The organism is Stenotrophomonas sp. YJH_SMC_29 (assembly GCF_059371235.1).
The window spans coordinates 1-15,784 of the sequence record NZ_JCAFUK010000023.1; the positions used below are offsets into that span (position 1 = coordinate 1).

At 66.8% G+C, this 15,784-nt stretch carries 15 protein-coding genes; 8 read left to right on the top strand and 7 right to left on the bottom strand.

Features of this window, described 5'->3' with window-relative positions; genetic code table 11:
- A partial coding sequence (locus tag AC5P9I_RS19210) for a glutamine--fructose-6-phosphate aminotransferase (RefSeq protein WP_495217392.1) occupies positions 1-699 on the bottom strand: 699 nt, incomplete at its 3' end.
- Between the two features lie 202 nt (positions 700-901).
- Between AC5P9I_RS19210 and AC5P9I_RS19215 the strand changes: the two genes are divergently transcribed.
- From AC5P9I_RS19215 to AC5P9I_RS19245, 7 genes are all read left to right on the top strand, one after another.
- Complete coding sequence (locus AC5P9I_RS19215) at positions 902-2,179, top strand: efflux RND transporter periplasmic adaptor subunit (RefSeq protein WP_130768221.1); 1,278 nt, start codon at positions 902-904, stop codon at positions 2,177-2,179.
- Between the two features lie 24 nt (positions 2,180-2,203).
- Positions 2,204-2,926, top strand: coding sequence for an ABC transporter ATP-binding protein (locus AC5P9I_RS19220; RefSeq protein WP_049466611.1), 723 nt, complete (start codon positions 2,204-2,206; stop codon positions 2,924-2,926).
- Between the two features lie 10 nt (positions 2,927-2,936).
- Positions 2,937-4,241 carry an ABC transporter permease gene (locus AC5P9I_RS19225; protein ID WP_049443921.1) on the top strand — a complete coding sequence of 435 codons (1,305 nt, stop codon included), beginning with the start codon at positions 2,937-2,939 and terminating at the stop codon, positions 4,239-4,241.
- A 21-nt stretch (positions 4,242-4,262) separates the two neighbouring features.
- Positions 4,263-5,465 carry an ABC transporter permease gene (locus AC5P9I_RS19230; RefSeq protein ID WP_057495084.1) on the top strand — a complete coding sequence of 401 codons (1,203 nt, stop codon included), beginning with the start codon at positions 4,263-4,265 and terminating at the stop codon, positions 5,463-5,465.
- A 1-nt stretch (position 5,466) separates the two neighbouring features.
- Entirely contained in the window at positions 5,467-5,856 is a 390-nt protein-coding gene (locus tag AC5P9I_RS19235) for a PDZ domain-containing protein (protein WP_103282045.1), read from the top strand.
- A gap of 125 nt (positions 5,857-5,981) precedes the next feature.
- On the top strand, positions 5,982-7,328 hold the full coding sequence (locus tag AC5P9I_RS19240) for a sigma-54-dependent transcriptional regulator (protein WP_064239236.1): 1,347 nt from the start codon (positions 5,982-5,984) through the stop codon (positions 7,326-7,328).
- The gene (locus AC5P9I_RS19245; protein WP_130768222.1) at positions 7,325-8,677 is read left to right on the top strand and encodes a sensor histidine kinase; all 1,353 of its coding nucleotides are present in this window, start codon (positions 7,325-7,327) and stop codon (positions 8,675-8,677) included. The genes AC5P9I_RS19240 and AC5P9I_RS19245 overlap by 4 nt, the downstream gene beginning before the upstream one ends.
- 47 nt (positions 8,678-8,724) lie before the next feature.
- Here AC5P9I_RS19245 and AC5P9I_RS19250 read toward each other — a convergent pair whose 3' ends face one another.
- Positions 8,725-9,258 carry a GNAT family N-acetyltransferase gene (locus AC5P9I_RS19250; protein WP_049466600.1) on the bottom strand — a complete coding sequence of 178 codons (534 nt, stop codon included), beginning with the start codon at positions 9,256-9,258 and terminating at the stop codon, positions 8,725-8,727.
- Positions 9,227-10,594 (bottom strand): bifunctional UDP-N-acetylglucosamine diphosphorylase/glucosamine-1-phosphate N-acetyltransferase GlmU, encoded by a 1,368-nt coding sequence (gene glmU / locus AC5P9I_RS19255; RefSeq protein WP_049466599.1) that lies wholly within the window; start codon positions 10,592-10,594, stop codon positions 9,227-9,229. Before glmU ends, AC5P9I_RS19250 begins: the two co-directional genes overlap by 32 nt.
- Positions 10,595-10,677: 83 nt before the next feature.
- Here glmU and AC5P9I_RS19260 point away from each other — a divergent pair, with 83 nt between their 5' ends.
- Complete coding sequence (locus tag AC5P9I_RS19260; protein WP_049466598.1) at positions 10,678-11,061, top strand: GtrA family protein; 384 nt, start codon at positions 10,678-10,680, stop codon at positions 11,059-11,061.
- A gap of 221 nt (positions 11,062-11,282) precedes the next feature.
- On the opposite strand, the gene AC5P9I_RS19265 is transcribed toward AC5P9I_RS19260, so the two are convergent.
- The 4 genes from AC5P9I_RS19265 to atpA form a co-directional block, all read right to left on the bottom strand.
- Entirely contained in the window at positions 11,283-11,705 is a 423-nt protein-coding gene (locus tag AC5P9I_RS19265) for a F0F1 ATP synthase subunit epsilon (RefSeq protein ID WP_005411127.1), read from the bottom strand.
- Positions 11,706-11,818: 113 nt separating this feature from the next.
- The gene (gene atpD, locus AC5P9I_RS19270; protein WP_005419510.1) at positions 11,819-13,225 is read right to left on the bottom strand and encodes a F0F1 ATP synthase subunit beta; all 1,407 of its coding nucleotides are present in this window, start codon (positions 13,223-13,225) and stop codon (positions 11,819-11,821) included.
- Positions 13,226-13,262: 37 nt separating this feature from the next.
- Positions 13,263-14,126, bottom strand: a complete 864-nt coding sequence (gene atpG / locus AC5P9I_RS19275; RefSeq protein WP_005411129.1) for a F0F1 ATP synthase subunit gamma — start codon at positions 14,124-14,126, stop codon at positions 13,263-13,265.
- A 97-nt stretch (positions 14,127-14,223) separates the two neighbouring features.
- Positions 14,224-15,771 (bottom strand): F0F1 ATP synthase subunit alpha, encoded by a 1,548-nt coding sequence (gene atpA / locus AC5P9I_RS19280; protein ID WP_005419511.1) that lies wholly within the window; start codon positions 15,769-15,771, stop codon positions 14,224-14,226.
- Positions 15,772-15,784 lie beyond the last annotated feature (13 nt).

Sequence of the window (15,784 nt, forward strand, 5' to 3'; positions counted from 1 at the left end):
CTCGACCGGCCGGTCATGCTCATCGAAGATGCGCACGCCATCGCGACGGATCTCGGCGGTGTCGCCCTCTTCCAGGAAGATCACCTTGCGGGTGGCCGAGATCACCGCCGAGACGTCGGAGGCGACGAAGTTCTCGCCCTCACCCAGGCCCACCAGCAGCGGGCAGCCCATGCGCGCGCAGACGAAGCGCTCCGGCTCGGCACGGCTGACCACGGCCAGCGCGTAGGCGCCGGTCAGCTCCTTCACCGTGTGCTGCAGCGCCACCAGCAGGTCATCGCCACCCTTCAGGTGATGGTGGATCAGGTGCGCGATGACTTCGGTGTCGGTCTGCGACTCGAAGGTGTAGCCCAGCGCACGCAGTTTCTCGCGCTGCTCTTCGTGGTTCTCGATGATGCCGTTGTGCACCAGCGCCACGCCGTGGCTGATGTGCGGATGCGCGTTGGCCTCGGTGACGCCACCATGGGTGGCCCAGCGGGTGTGGCCGATGCCCAGCACCGCATGGAAGCCTTCGGCTTCAGCCGCCGTCGCCATTTCCGATACGCGGCCGGTACGGCGCACACGCCGTACCTCAGGGCGCTCGGCGTGGTCGATCACCGCGATACCCGAGGAGTCATAGCCACGGTACTCAAGCCGCTTCAGGCCTTCGATCAGTACCGGCACCACGTCGCGATCGGCGATTGCACCCACGATTCCACACATGTCACGCGTTTCCTTGAAGACGATCGGCGCATTCTAGCCCGCGCGTCCGGCTTCGCCCTCCTGTCCGCTTAATGAAAGTGTCCGGAAAGGTGTCCGCGGACACCCGGACACTCGTGCGAGCCACCCAAATCATTGATCTGCAATGAATTAAAGTTGGCACGCTACGTGCTTGGTACTGGCTACCACCGTCAGGCACGCACCGATGATCCGCGACACTTCCGCACAGGACCAGATCGTTTCCTCCGCCCCGGCCGGCACCTCCCGCGCAAGCTGGCACCGCTACCGCTGGCCGGCGCTGGGCGCCATCGCGCTGCTGGCCGGCATCGGCTGGGCGGTGCATGCCTGGTCCAATGCCAGCCGCTCCTTCGACAGCAGCCGCGTGCGCATCGCGGAGGTGAAGCGGGGCGATCTGATCCGCGACATCGCCGCCGATGGACGGGTGATCGCGGCCAACAGCCCGATCCTGTATGCCGTGTCGGCCGGCACCGTCGACCTGAAGGTCGTTGCCGGTGACGTGGTGAAGAAGGGCCAGGAGCTGGCGATCATCGACAGCCCGGAACTGCGCAGCAAGCTGGCCCAGGAACAGGCAACGCTGGCGGGCCTGGAAGCCGAGGCCAGCCGCGCCGCGCTGGACGCGACCCTGGCCCGCGCCAAGTCGCGCAAGGAAACCGACCAGGCCACGATCGAACGGCAGGCCGCCGACCGCGACCTGCAGCGCTACCAGCGCGGCTATGACGGCGGTGCGGTGCCGCAGATCGACCTGGCCAAGGCCAAGGACTCGCTGAAGAAGGCCGACATCACCCTGGCCAACGCCACCACCGATGCGCGCCTGCAGAGCCAGGGCGCGGACCTGGATGCCCGCAACAAGCGCCTGCTGGCCGACCGCCAGAAGGCCGTGGTGGCCGAGGTGCAACGCCAGGTCGATGCACTGACCCTGCGCGCGCCGTTCGATGGCCAGGTCGGCCAGGTGCAGGCCGTCCAGTCCACCAACCTGGCCGCCAATGCACCGGTGCTGGGCGTGGTCGACCTGTCCAAGTTCGAAGTCGAGATCAAGGTGCCGGAAAGCTTCGCCCGCGACCTGGCGATCGGCATGCCGGCCCAGCTGACCGGCGGCAACGGCAAGCCCTTCCCGGGCGAGATCAGCGCGGTGTCGCCGGAAGTGGTCAACGGCGAGGTCAACGCCCGCGTGCGCTTTGCCAGTGCGCAGCCGGAAGGCCTGCGCCAGAGCCAGCGGATGTCGGTGCGGGTGCTGCTCGATACCCGCAAGGACGTGCTGAAGGTCGAGCGCGGCCCGTTCGTCGAGCAGGGCAATGGCATGGCCTACGTGATGGATGGCCGCACCGCCGTGCGGCGTCCGGTGGAACTGGGCGTCAGCAGCCTGGGCGAAGTGGAAATCAAGTCGGGTGTGCAGCCGGGCGACCGCATCGTGGTCTCCGGCAGCGACCTGTTCAAGGACGCCGAACGCGTCTCCGTCAACTGACACATCCTGGAGAGAGGACACCCCATGTACATGCTCGAAATGCGTTCGGTCGCCAAGGTCTTCCGCACCGAACAGGTGGAAACCCACGCGTTGCGCTCACTGGAACTGCAGGTCAAGGAGGGCGAGTTCGTCGCCGTCACGGGGCCGTCCGGCTCCGGCAAGACCACCTTCCTCAACATCGCCGGCCTGCTGGAGACCTTCACCAGCGGCACCTACCTGCTGGACGGCCAGGACGTGAGCACGCTGGGTGACGACGCCCGCAGCCGCCTGCGCAACCAGAAGATCGGTTTCATCTTCCAGGGCTTCAACCTGATCCCCGACCTGAACCTGTTCGACAACGTCGACGTGCCGCTGCGCTACCGCAAGATGAGCGCCAACGAGCGCCGCGAACGCATCGAGAAGGCGCTGACCCAGGTCGGCCTGGGCTCGCGCATGAAGCACTACCCGAATGAGCTGTCCGGTGGCCAGCAGCAGCGCGCGGCGATCGCGCGTGCGCTGGCTGGCAGCCCGCGCCTGCTGCTGGCCGACGAACCGACCGGCAACCTGGACACGCAGATGGCGCGCGGCGTGATGGAACTGCTGGAGGAGATCAACGCCGCCGGCACCACCATCGTGATGGTCACCCATGATCCGGAACTGGCCGCGCGTGCACAGCGCAACGTGCACATCGTCGACGGCCAGGTCACCGACCTGGTCCGCGAGCCGGTGCTGGCCACGCCGCGCCACATCGTCGCCGTCAACGAGTGAGGGCCCGGCCATGTTCGCCTACTACGCCCGATTGGCGGTACGCAGCTTCCGCCGCAACAAGGTCCTGACCGCGCTGATGGTGGTGGCCATCGCGCTCGGCATCGGTGCCTCGATGACCACCCTGACCGTGTTCCACGTCCTGTCCGGCAACCCCATTCCGGACAAGAGCGAGCGCCTGTTCTACGCGCAGATCGACCCGCGGCCCCGCAACGGCTTCGGCCTTGAGGAGGAACCGGAAGAGCAGATGACGCGCTATGACGCCGAAGCGCTGCTGCGCGAAGCGAAAGCCGAGCGCCAGGTGATGATGACTGCCGGTGATGCAACGATCGAACCGGACAACAGTACGCTCAAGCCGTTCTCCATCGACACCCGCTGGACCTCGGCCGACTTCTTCCCGATGTTCAACGTGCCCATGCAGTACGGGCGGCCGTGGACCCGCGAGGACGACAACGGGCGGGCCCGCGTGGCCGTCATCTCCAAGGCGCTCAACGAGAAGCTGTTCCAGGGCGCGAACAGCGTCGGTCGCGAAATCCGGCTCGAGGGCAATGCGCTGCGCATCGTCGGCGTCATGAAGGCCTGGAACCCGGAGCCACACTTCTTCGACCTCACCACCGGCGCGTTCGGCAAGGAAGAGGATCTGCTGGCGCCGATCTCCACCTCGTTCGATCTGCAGCTGGGCAGCAATGGCAACATGAACTGCTTCGGTGAAAATCCCGACGGCGCCAACAGCTACTCCGTCAACGCGCCCTGCGCCTACCTGCAGTACTGGGCAGAGATGGATCCGTCCAAGGCCGGCGACTACCGGCGCTATCTGGAGAACTACTCCAGCCTGCAGCGCCAGGCCGGCCGCTTCGAACGCCCGGTCAACGTCCGCCTGCGCAACGTGATGGAGTGGCTGGACTTCAAGGGCGCGGTACCCAGCGACGTGCGGCTGCAGCTGTGGCTGGCCCTGGGCTTCCTGGGCGTCTGCCTGGTCAACACGGTCGGCCTGCTGCTGGCCAAGTTCCTGCGCCGCAGCGGCGAGATCGGTGTGCGCCGCGCGCTGGGCGCCAGCCGCGGCCAGATCTTCCTGCAGTGCCTGGTCGAAGCCGGTGCCGTGGGTGTGGTCGGCGGCGTGCTCGGCATCGGACTGGCCCTGCTGGGGCTGTACGCGGTCCGCCAGCAGCCCGTCAGCTACGCGCAGCTGGCCCACCTGGATGGCAGCATGCTGCTGCTCGCGCTGGGCCTGACCCTGCTCGCCAGCCTCGCCGCCGGCTTCCTGCCCGCCTGGCGCGCGATGCAGGTCACTCCCGCCATCCAGCTCAAGTCGCAGTAAGCACGAGAACGAGGACCTCCCATGGACATCCGCCCCATCCTCAGCACCCTGCGCCGGCACAAGACCGCTGCCGCGCTGATCGTGCTTGAAATCGCCCTGACCTGCGCCATCGTCTGCAATGCCCTGTTCCTGGTCAGCCAGCGCGTGGAGCGCATCAGCCGGACCAGCGGCATGGCCGAAAACGAGCTGGTCCTGGTCCGCGTGACCGGCGTCGGCAAGCAGACCGATGCCGCCGCCCGCACCCGCGAGGACCTGGCATCGCTGCGCGCCATCCCCGGGGTCACCGCGGTCAGCGTGATCAACCAGGTGCCGTTCCGCAACAGCTCGTCCAACACCAGCATCTCGCGCGAAATGAACCAGGAACGGCCGACGGCCAGCGTCGGCATGTACACGTTCTCCGAAGACGCGTTGCGCACGCTGGGCCTCAACCTGGTTGCCGGCCGCGACTTCCAGCCGGCCGAGTACTTCGACTTCGACAACCTGAGCAAGGCCAACGGCACGCCGGTGATCCTCAGCCAGGCCGCCGCGCACAAGATGGCGCCGGACGGCAATGCGCTGGGCAAGACGTACTACATGGGCAAGCAGACGGTGAACGTGATCGGCATCGTCGATACGCTGGCCACGCCCAATGGCTGGGGCAACAACTGGGATGACACCATGATCATGCCGGTGCGCCGCGTCTTCGGCGATGGCATCTACATGCTGCGCACCGATCCTGCGCGCCGCGATGAGGTGCTCAAGGCCGCACTGTCCGCCCTGGACCGCAACGATCCCAACCGACTGATCCGCGAGAAGCAGTCGTTCACCGACCAGCGCGAGGACTTCTTCAAGAACGACCGCGCAATGGTCGGCCTGCTGATCACCGTCTGCGTGGCGCTGCTGGTGGTCACTGCGCTCGGCATCGTCGGGCTGGCCAGCTTCTGGGTGCAGCAGCGCAGCAAGCAGATCGGCATCCGCCGCGCGCTCGGCGCCACCCGGGGCCAGATCCTGCGCTACTTCCAGACCGAGAACTTCCTGCTGGCCACGCTGGGCATCGTGCTGGGCATGCTGGCCGCCTACGCGATCAACCTGGCACTGATGAACCTGTACGAGCTGCCGCGCATGCCGCTGCTGTACCTGCCGCTGGGCGCCCTGCTGCTGTGGACGCTGGGCCAGGTCGCGGTGTTCGGCCCGGCGCGTCGCGCTGCGGCGGTCCCCCCCGCAGTCGCCACGCGCGGAGCCTGAGATGCGCACACGTCTGATGACCCTGCTGATGCTCCTCCCACTGCCGGCAGTTGCCGGCGGTGGCAGCGCAAGCACCCTGCAGTGGCAGCAGGGCGAGGCCCGGCTGGCGCTGCACTCGACCGAAGGCCAGATCCAGGTGGAGGCGGCGCGCCCGGAGGGCCGATTCGGTGTCCGCCGCGGGGACCGCATCCTGCGCGTGGATGACACGCCCGTGTACCAGATCGATCACCTGTCCCGGGCGCTGATCGATTCCCCCGCCGCGCGGGCCTACCTGCTGCTGCGGCGGGAGCGACGGCTGGTGAGCGTCGCGGTGGATGTGGACGCCTGGCGCCAGGCGCTGGACGCTCCGCCGCCGCCCCCGCCGCCGCCACCTCCTCCGCCCCGCCCCTGAGAAGCGGCAACGCCTGCATGGCCACGGCTTTGGCTATGCTTGGTGGGTGGCGCCGGGCTCTCCCGGCGTACGGACACGAACACGGCTCCATCGGTGCCGCCCATCCCTTTCTGCAGAACCGCTTGATGCCTTCGATCCTGATCATCGATGACAACGCCAGTGTGGGCACCGCGCTGGACGTGCTGTTCTCCCTGCACGACATCGACACCCTGCAGGCGCAGAGCCCGGCCGAGGGCCTGGCGCTGCTGGAGTCGCAGCCGGTCGACCTGGTGATCCAGGACATGAACTTCAGCGAGGACACCACCTCCGGCGAGGAGGGCGAAGCGCTGTTCGCACAGATCCGCGCGCGCCACCCGGACCTGCCGGTGATCCTGCTGACTGCCTGGACCCACCTGAGCAGCGCAGTGGACCTGGTCAAGGCCGGTGCCGCCGACTACCTGGCCAAGCCGTGGGACGACCGCAAGCTGCTGACCACGGTCAACAACCTGCTGGAACTGTCCGAGGCCCGTCGCGAGCTGGACCGGCGGCGCGCGCGTGAGCTGCGGCAGCGCACTGCGCTGGAGGAGAAGTACGACCTGTGTGGCGCGGTCTTCGCCGATCCGGCCAGCGAGCGCGTCATCGCCCTGGCCTGCCAGGTCGCGCGCTCGGAGCTGCCCGTGCTGATCACCGGCCCCAACGGCGCTGGCAAGGAGAAGATCGCGCAGATCATCCAGGCCAACTCGCTGGTGGCCAAGGGCCCGTTCGTCACGGTCAACTGCGGCGCACTGCCGTCGGAACTGATCGAGGCGGAACTGTTCGGCGCCGAGGCCGGCGCGTATACCGGCGCCAACAAGGCACGCGAAGGCAAGTTCGAAGCTGCCGACGGCGGCACGCTGTTCCTGGATGAGATCGGCAACCTGTCGCTGGGCGGGCAGATGAAGCTGTTGCGCGTGCTGGAGACCGGCCGCTTCGAGCGCCTGGGCTCCAACCGCGAACGACAGGTCAAGGTCCGCGTGGTCAGCGCGACCAACGCCGACCTGCCGGCGATGATCCGCGACGGCAGCTTCCGCGAGGACCTGTATTACCGCCTCAACACGGTCGAACTGGTGCTGCCGCCGCTGGCCGAACGTCCGGGTGACATCGTGCCGCTGGCCGAGCGCTTCCTGGCTGCCGGCAAGCCGCTGGCCAGCGCCGCCGCTGCCGCCCTGCAGCGGCACCCGTGGCCGGGCAACGTGCGCGAACTGCGCAACGTGATCCAGCGCGCCGAACTGCTGGCGACCGGCAACCGCATCGACGTGGCCGATCTCAACCTGCCGCGTGCGGCACCGGCACCGCGCGCCACCGCGAGCGCCGGCAATGATCCAGACCGCGCGCGCATCGAGGACGTGCTGGCGCGCCACCATGGCGTCATCGCCCAGGCGGCCGCCGAGCTCGGCCTGAGCCGCCAGGCGCTGTACCGGCGCATGGACCGGCACGGCATCCCACGCGAATGAAACGGCGCTCGTTCACCTTCCGCCTGTTCCTGCGCCTGCTGCCGGTGCTGGCCCTGGCCGCTGCGTTGCCGTGGCTGCTGGCCTACTGGATGGACCATGGCTGGGTGGTGACCTCGGTGTCGGCGGCGCTGCTGCTGGCGCTGATGTGGTGGACCCTGCGCCGCGCCACCGCTCCGGTGCGCTCGTTGATGCGCGCGCTGTCCGGCACCACCAGCAGCTACCGCGACGGCGAGTACACCTTCGGCGTGTACTGGCCGGACAACGACGAACTGGGCGACCTGGTGCAGGCCCACCGCGAGCTGGGCGATGTGCTGCGCGAACAGCGGCAGGGCCTGGTGCAGCGCGAACTGCTGCTGGACACGATGGTGCAGAACACGCCGGTGGCGATGCTGTTGATTGCATCCGGCGGCGATGGCATCGCCCGCGTGGTGTTCTCCAATCTGGCCGCGCGCAAGCTGCTGCACGGCGGCTGGAAGCTGGAGGGCCAGCGCCTGGAAGAGGTGCTGGAGCAGGTGCCGGTGGAGCTGCGCGATGCCATCGTCCGCGGCGGCGACAGCCTCTTTGCGGTGCATGCCGAGGGCGACGAAGGCGATGAGGAGGACGAGCAGGTCTATCACCTCTCCCGCCGCGCCTTCCAGCTCAACGGCCGCCCTCACGATCTGCTGCTGGTGCGCCTGCTCACTGCCGAGCTGCGCCGCCAGGAAGTGCAGACGTGGAAAAAGGTGATCCGGGTGATCAGCCACGAGCTCAACAATTCGCTGGCACCGATCGCCTCGCTGGCCCATTCCGGCGGCGTGCTGGTGCAGCGGGAGCGTTTCGAACGGCTGCCGGAGATCTTCACCACCATCGAGGACCGGGCGCGCCACCTGGAGGGCTTCATCCGTGGCTATGCGCGCTTTGCCAAGCTGCCCCAGCCACAACTGCAGACCGTGCACTGGGCGCCCTTCCTGTCCAGCCTGCGCCAGCAGATCCCGTTCACCCTGGAGCAGGAGCCGGACGAGGAACTGAGCAGCCGCATCGACATCGCGCAGTTCGGGCAGGCGCTGTTGAACCTGCTGAAGAACGCCCACGAAGCCTGCGCCGAAGCCGATCCGCCCAATGATGACGTGCGGGTGCAGCTGACGCGGCTGCCGCAGTGGCTGCGCCTGGATGTGCTCGATCGCGGCAAGGGCATGAACGAGCAGGTGCTGCAGAACGCGCTGATGCCCTTCTATTCGACCAAGCGCAATGGCACCGGCCTGGGATTGGCGCTGACCCGCGAGATCGTGGAGGCGCACGGGGGACGGGTGTCGCTGCAGAACCGCGGTGATGGCGGCTTGTGCGTGTCGATCCTGTTGCCGGTGGCTTGATCGAATAGATCCACGCCATGCGTGGATGTGCCGAGCCAGGTCGGCACCTACCCAACCTGCCGCATCGCCACTCGCAGGTGCATCGGGAACCCCAATGCAGCCTCTTCGGCCATCACCGCGCGCAGGCCCTCGCTCCACTCCGCTTCCGGCACTTCAACGAACCCTTCGCTGGCGTAGAAGGCTGCATTCCACGGGACATCGCTCAAGGTGGTCAGCACCGCGGCGGCAAAACCGGCCGCCCTGGCCTGCGCCACGGCATGCCGCAGCAGGGCACGGCCATGGCCACGACGCGCATGTGCCGGGTCCACATCCATCTGCACGACATGGAACTCGCCGCACAGCTCGCCGCCCAGCAGGTAACCCGCAATACCGCCTTCAGCGGCATCGACCACCCACAGCTGCCCGCGCCGAAGGCCATCCTGCAGTGCCTGCAGGTCCAGGCCGTGGCCGGCAAACACCGGATAGGCTTCGTGGCCCTTCAGCAGTTCGCCGGCACGCTGTTCAATTGCCGGCAACAGGCCGAGCTCGTCGGCGCGCGGGACACGTGGCTCAGGGTTTCTTGACCGGGCGCTTCCAGCCATCGATCGTTTCCTGTCGTGCGCGCGCCAGGGTCAGCTTGCCGTCCGGAGCGGTGCGGGTGATGACCGAACCCGCGGCGATGGTGGCGCCCTCGCCGATCGTCAGCGGCGCCACCAGCGAGCTGTTGGAGCCGATGAACGCGTTGTCGCCGATGGTGGTGGTGGACTTGTTCACGCCATCGTAGTTGCAGGTGATCGTGCCGGCACCGATGTTGACCCGGCTGCCGATCTCGGCATCACCCAGGTAGGTGAGGTGGTTGGCCTTGCTGCCGACGCCAAGGGTGACCTTCTTGGTTTCAACGAAGTTGCCGACGTGCACGCCATCGGCCAGCACGGTACCGGGGCGCAGGCGCGCGAACGGTCCCACCAGCGCGGCACCTTCGGTGACCACGCCTTCCAGATCGCAGTGCGCGCGCACCTCGGTGCCCGGGCCCAGATTGACATCCTTCAGGCGATTGAACGGGCCCACGGTGACGCCGTCACCGAGCACGATGTTGCCCTCGAGGATGACATCGACATCGATCAGCACGTCACTGCCGACGGTGACCGTGCCGCGGATGTCCAGCCGCGCCGGATCGCGCACCCGCGCGCCCTGCGCGCACAACGCCCGCACCGCGCGACGCTGCCACGCACGCTCCAGCTGCGACAGCTGCCAGGGATCGTTTGCGCCCTCGGCTTCCTGTGCGTCGGCCACCAGCGCCATTTCGGCCGGGGTGTACTCATGCGCGGCGAAGGCGAACACGTCGGTGAGGTAGTACTCGCCCTGTGCGTTGCTGTTGGACAGCTGCGACAGCCAGCGCCGCAGCGCGGTGGATTCAGCGGCGATGATGCCGGTGTTGATCGTGCGCACGCGCAGCTGGTCGTCGGTGGCGTCCTTCTGCTCGACGATCGCGCCGACCCTGCCCTCGGCGTCACGCAGCACGCGCCCGTAACCGGTCGGATCATCGACCTCGGCCACCAGCACCGCCAGTCGCCCCGGCTCGGCCAGCAGGTCGCGCAGCGTCTGCGCGCGGATCAGCGGCACGTCGCCGTACAGCACCAGCACCTGCGCAGCATCGGGCACCTGCGGCATTGCCTGCGCCACCGCGTGGCCGGTGCCGAGCTGTTGTGCCTGCTCGGCCCATTGCAGGTCGGGCTGGTCGGCAAAGTACTGCCGCACCGCCTCGCCACCGTGGCCGTAGACCACGTGGATGGCCGCCGGCTGCAACGCGCGGGCGGTATCGATCACGTGCGCCAGCATCGGCTGGCCGGCGATCGGCTGCAGCACCTTCGGCAGCACCGACTTCATGCGCTTGCCGGCGCCGGCGGCGAGGATGATGACGTGCAGGGCTTGGGTCATGGGAGCGGCGGTCCGTAATTCGTTGCCGGTGATTCTAAAGCGTGGGCCGTTAACATGGGCATCCCTCTTCCTTCACCATGCCGATGAGCCTCGTCCGCCAGGGAAGCGCCTACCTCGTGATTGGGCTCGTGCAGCTGCTGGTCGATTGGCTGGTGTTCGTTGCCGCCACCGCGCTGGGCATGCCGGTGGCGCCAGCCAACATCGCCGGTCGCCTGGCCGGCATGCTGCTGGGCTTCTGGCTCAATGGCCGCTACACCTTTGCAGAGGCCGGCACCCGCAAGCTGGGATGGAAGCGCTTCGCACGCTTCTTCGGGCTGTGGCTGCTGCTGACGGCGGCGAGCACGCTGCTGGTCAGCCTGGTCGACCAGGCGCTGGGCCTGCAGTACACTTGGCTGGCCAAGCCGCTGGTGGAAGGCGGTCTGGCGTGCGTGTCGTTCCTGCTGATGCGCTACGTCGTATACCGCTGAGACGGCACCAGGATCGGGATCGGGGCTGGGATTGGTAGAGTCGACTGTCAGTCGACTGCGCTTCCATCAGGTCGCCAGAATGCCGCGCTGCGCGCGATAGTCGACTAACAGTCGACTCTACCCGGTCGGCTCTACCCGGTCGGCTCCAGCCAGTCGGCCCTGCCCGCGCCAAACAAAAACGCCGGCACGGGGCCGGCGTTCTCATGGATGCTGCGCGAACCTCAGTGCTTGAGGGTCTTGCGCAGGCGCTCCAGTGCCTGCAGCTGGACGACGGCCTCGGCCAGCTTCTGCTGGGCTTCGGCAACTTCCATCGCTTCGCCGCGGTTGGCCAGGATGCGCTCGGCTTCTTCCTTGGCCTTGCGGACCGAGGCTTCGTCGATGTCCTGCGCGCGGATCGCGGTGTCGGCCAGCACGGTCACCACCTGCGGCTGCACTTCCAGGATGCCGCCGGAAATGGCGAAATCCAGCTGCTCGCCGTTCGGCGTGGTCACCACCACCTTGCCCGGCTTCAGGCGGGTGATCAGCGGCGCGTGCTTGGGCGCGATGCCCAGTTCGCCCAGCTCACCGGTGGCCACGACCAGGGTCGCTTCGCCACGGAAGATTTCCTGCTCGGCGCTGACGATGTCGCAACGGATCGTGCTCATGCAAATCTCTTCGCTGTTCGCGGCGGCGCAATGCCACCGTGGGGGTCCACCGGCGCGGGCGGTTGCCCGGCGCCGGCGTCAGGTCGGGCAGGATCGCTCCTGCCCGGCCCGGGTCAGGCCTTCTCGGCCATCTTCTTGGCCTTCTCGACCGCTTCTTCGATGCCACCGACCATGTAGAACGCCTGCTCCGGCAGGTGGTCGTACTCGCCATCGACGATGGCCTTGAAGCCACGGATGGTGTCCTTCAGCGGCACGTACTTGCCCGGCGAACCGGTGAACACTTCGGCCACGTGGAACGGCTGGCTGAAGAAGCGCTCGATCTTACGGGCGCGCGACACGGCCTGCTTGTCCTCTTCGGACAGCTCGTCCATGCCCAGGATCGCGATGATGTCCTTCAGCTCCTTGTACTTCTGCAGGGTCTGCTGGACGCGCTGGGCGGTGTCGTAGTGCTCGTGGCCGATGACCAGCGGGTCCATCTGGCGGCTGGTGGAGTCCAGCGGATCGACGGCCGGGTAGATACCCAGCGAGGCGATCGAACGCGACAGGGTCACGGTCGAGTCCAGGTGGGCGAAGGTGGTCGCCGGCGACGGGTCGGTCAGGTCGTCCGCGGGAACGTAGACGGCCTGGATCGAGGTGATCGAACCATTCTTGGTCGAGGTGATGCGCTCCTGCAGGACGCCCATTTCCTCAGCCAGGGTCGGCTGGTAACCCACCGCGGACGGCATGCGGCCCAGCAGTGCCGACACTTCGGTACCGGCCAGGGTGTAGCGGTAGATGTTGTCGACGAACAGCAGGACGTCCTTGCCCTTGCCGTTTTCGTCCTTCTCATCGCGGAAGTACTCGGCCATGGTCAGGCCGGTCAGGGCGACGCGCAGACGGTTGCCCGGCGGCTCGTTCATCTGGCCGTACACCATCGCCACCTTGTCCAGGACGTTGGAGTCCTTCATTTCGTGGTAGAAGTCGTTGCCCTCACGGGTACGCTCACCCACGCCGGCGAACACGGACAGACCGCTGTGCGCCTTGGCGATGTTGTTGATCAGTTCCATCATGTTGACGGTCTTGCCGACGCCGGCGCCGCCGAACAGGCCGACCTTGCCGCCCTTGGCGAACGGGCACATCAGGTCGATGACCTTGATGCCGGTTTCCAGCAGCTCGGTGGCCGGGGACTGGTCTTCATACGACGGCGCAGCGCGGTGGATTTCCCAGTTGTCGCTGGCAGCGACCGGGCCGGCTTCGTCGATCGGACGGCCCAGCACGTCCATGATGCGGCCCAGGGTGCCGGCGCCGACCGGCACCGAGATGCCACGGCCGGTGTTGACGGCAACCAGGTTGCGCTTCAGGCCGTCGGTGGAACCGAGGGCGATGGTACGCACCACGCCGTCGCCCAGCTGCTGCTGGACTTCGAGGGTGATCTCGGTGTTTTCCACCTTCAGTGCGTCGTACACCTTCGGCACCGATTCACGCGGGAATTCGACGTCGACGACCGCGCCGATGATCTGAACGATCTTGCCCTGACTCATTGCTGCATCCTCTAATGTGTGCTTTGAACGAACGCGGTCAGACTGCTGCCGCGCCGCCGACGATTTCGGAGATTTCCTGGGTGATCGCTGCCTGGCGCGCCTTGTTGTAGACGAGCTGCAGGGTGCCGATCAGCTTGTTGGCGTTGTCGCTCGCCGCCTTCATCGCAACCATGCGTGCCGCATGCTCGGAGGCGACGTTTTCCAGCAGTGCCTGGTACACCAGCGACTCGATGTAACGCGTCATCACGTGCTCGAGCACGGTCGCGGCATCGGGTTCGTACAGGTAATCCCAGTCGTGGTGAGCGACCTGCTTCTCAGCCGGCGGCAGCGGCAGCAGCTGATCGAAGCTGGCCTTCTGCACCATGGTGTTCACGAAGCGGTTGTAGACCAGGTACACGCGGTCGATCTTGCCTTCGGTGAAGGCGTCGAGCATGACCTTGATCACACCGATCAGCGATTCCAGCTTCGGCACGTCGCCGATGTGGGTCACGCTGCCGACCATGTTGACCTTCACGCGGCGGAAGAAGGTCGAAGCCTTCTGGCCGATGGTCACCAGGTCCACTTCGGCACCCTTGTCCTGCCATGCCTTGGCTTCGCCCAGCATCTTGCGGAACAGGTTGTTGTTCAGGCCGCCGGCCAGACCGCGATCGGAGGAGATCACGATGAAACCGACCCGCTTGACCTGCTCGCGCTCGACCAGGAACGGATGCTGGTAGTCGGTGCTGGCCTGGGCCAGATGACCGATCACCTGCTTCATCGCCTGCGCGTACGGACGCGAGGTCTTCATCCGATCCTGCGCCTTGCGGATCTTGGAGGCCGAGACCATTTCCAGGGCGCGCGTCACCTTGCGGGTGTTCTGCACGCTCTTGATCTTGGTTTTGATTTCGCGTCCGCTTGCCATCTCTTGTTTCCCGTGGCGCGGGGCTGATGCCCCGCGTTGTTCAACCGTTTGTCATCTGGTCCAGCGGAGCCAGCGGCTCCGCTCTACAGGACCGCGATTACCAGCTGCCGGTGGTCTTGAACTCGGCGATGCCCTTCTTGAAGGCACCTTCGATGTCGTTGTCCCAACCGCCGGTGGCGTTGACCTTGCTGATCAGCTCGCCCTGGGTGTTGGCGAAGTGGGCGTGCAGGCCTTCTTCGAACGCCAGCAGCTTGTTGACCGGCACGTCGTCGAGGTAACCCTCGTTGACGGCGTAGATCGACAGCGCCTGGTTGGCGATCGACATCGGCGCGTACTGCTTCTGCTTCATCAGCTCGGTGACGCGCTGGCCACGCTCCAGCTGCTTGCGGGTCGCTTCGTCCAGGTCCGAGGCGAACTGCGCGAACGCAGCCAGCTCACGGTACTGGGCCAGCGAGATACGGATGCCGCCCGACAGCTTCTTGATGATCTTGGTCTGGGCCGAGCCACCGACGCGCGACACCGAGATACCGGCGTTCACGGCCGGACGGATGCCGGCGTTGAACAGGTCGGTTTCCAGGAAGATCTGGCCGTCGGTGATCGAGATCACGTTGGTCGGAACGAAGGCGGACACGTCGCCGGCCTGGGTCTCGATGATCGGCAGCGCGGTCAGCGAACCGGTCTTGCCGGTGACCTTGCCTTCGGTGAACTTCTCGACGTATTCCTCGGACACGCGGGCCGCGCGTTCCAGCAGGCGCGAGTGCAGGTAGAACACGTCACCCGGGTAGGCTTCACGGCCCGGCGGGCGCTTCAGCAGCAGCGAGATCTGGCGGTAGGCCACGGCCTGCTTGGACAGATCGTCGTACACGATCAGCGCGTCTTCGCCGCGATCCATGAAGTACTCACCCATGGTGCAGCCCGAGTAGGCGCTGATGTACTGCATGGCGGCCGATTCGGAGGCGGTCGCGGCCACCACGATGGTGTGGGCCAGCGCGCCGTTCTCTTCCAGCTTGCGCACGATGTTGGCGATGGTCGACGCCTTCTGGCCGATCGCAACGTACACGCACTTGATGCCGGTGCCCTTCTGGTTGATCACCGCATCGATCGCCATGGCGGTCTTGCCGGTCTGGCGGTCACCGATGATCAGCTCACGCTGGCCACGGCCGATCGGGATCATCGAGTCGACCGACTTGTAACCGGTCTGCACCGGCTGGTCGACCGACTTGCGCCAGATCACGCCCGGCGCAACACGCTCCACCGGAGCGGTCAGGTCGGTGCCCAGCGGGCCCTTGCCATCGATCGGCTCGCCCAGCGCGTTGACCACGCGGCCCAGCAGTTCCGGACCGACCGGCACTTCCAGGATGCGGCCGGTGGTCTTGGCGACGTCGCCTTCGCGCAGGTGCTCGTAGTCACCCAGGACCACGGCGCCGACCGAGTCGCGCTCCAGGTTCAGGGCCAGGGCGAAGGTGTTGTTCGGCAGTTCGATCATTTCGCCCTGCATCACGTCGGCCAGACCGAAGATGCGCACGATGCCGTCGGACACGCTGGTCACGGTGCCTTCGTTGCGCGATTCCGCGGCCAGCTTGACCTTCTCGATGCGGTTCTTGATCAGTTCGCTGATTTCGGAGGGGTTGAGCGTGGTTGCCATCGTCAAGTCCTAG

What these genes read in the sequence shown, in the direction of transcription:
- AC5P9I_RS19215 (WP_130768221.1), top strand. Translation starts at nt 902, where the DNA reads ATGATCCGCGACACTTCCGCACAGGACCAGATCGTTTCCTCCGCCCCG.
- AC5P9I_RS19220 (WP_049466611.1), top strand. Translation starts at nt 2,204, where the DNA reads ATGTACATGCTCGAAATGCGTTCGGTCGCCAAGGTCTTCCGCACCGAA.
- AC5P9I_RS19225 (WP_049443921.1), top strand. Translation starts at nt 2,937, where the DNA reads ATGTTCGCCTACTACGCCCGATTGGCGGTACGCAGCTTCCGCCGCAAC.
- AC5P9I_RS19230 (WP_057495084.1), top strand. Translation starts at nt 4,263, where the DNA reads ATGGACATCCGCCCCATCCTCAGCACCCTGCGCCGGCACAAGACCGCT.
- AC5P9I_RS19235 (WP_103282045.1), top strand. Translation starts at nt 5,467, where the DNA reads ATGCGCACACGTCTGATGACCCTGCTGATGCTCCTCCCACTGCCGGCA.
- AC5P9I_RS19240 (WP_064239236.1), top strand. Translation starts at nt 5,982, where the DNA reads ATGCCTTCGATCCTGATCATCGATGACAACGCCAGTGTGGGCACCGCG.
- AC5P9I_RS19245 (WP_130768222.1), top strand. Translation starts at nt 7,325, where the DNA reads ATGAAACGGCGCTCGTTCACCTTCCGCCTGTTCCTGCGCCTGCTGCCG.
- AC5P9I_RS19250 (WP_049466600.1), bottom strand. Translation starts at nt 9,258, where the DNA reads ATGGCTGGAAGCGCCCGGTCAAGAAACCCTGAGCCACGTGTCCCGCGC.
- glmU (WP_049466599.1), bottom strand. Translation starts at nt 10,594, where the DNA reads ATGACCCAAGCCCTGCACGTCATCATCCTCGCCGCCGGCGCCGGCAAG.
- AC5P9I_RS19260 (WP_049466598.1), top strand. Translation starts at nt 10,678, where the DNA reads ATGAGCCTCGTCCGCCAGGGAAGCGCCTACCTCGTGATTGGGCTCGTG.
- AC5P9I_RS19265 (WP_005411127.1), bottom strand. Translation starts at nt 11,705, where the DNA reads ATGAGCACGATCCGTTGCGACATCGTCAGCGCCGAGCAGGAAATCTTC.
- atpD (WP_005419510.1), bottom strand. Translation starts at nt 13,225, where the DNA reads ATGAGTCAGGGCAAGATCGTTCAGATCATCGGCGCGGTCGTCGACGTC.
- atpG (WP_005411129.1), bottom strand. Translation starts at nt 14,126, where the DNA reads ATGGCAAGCGGACGCGAAATCAAAACCAAGATCAAGAGCGTGCAGAAC.
- atpA (WP_005419511.1), bottom strand. Translation starts at nt 15,771, where the DNA reads ATGGCAACCACGCTCAACCCCTCCGAAATCAGCGAACTGATCAAGAAC.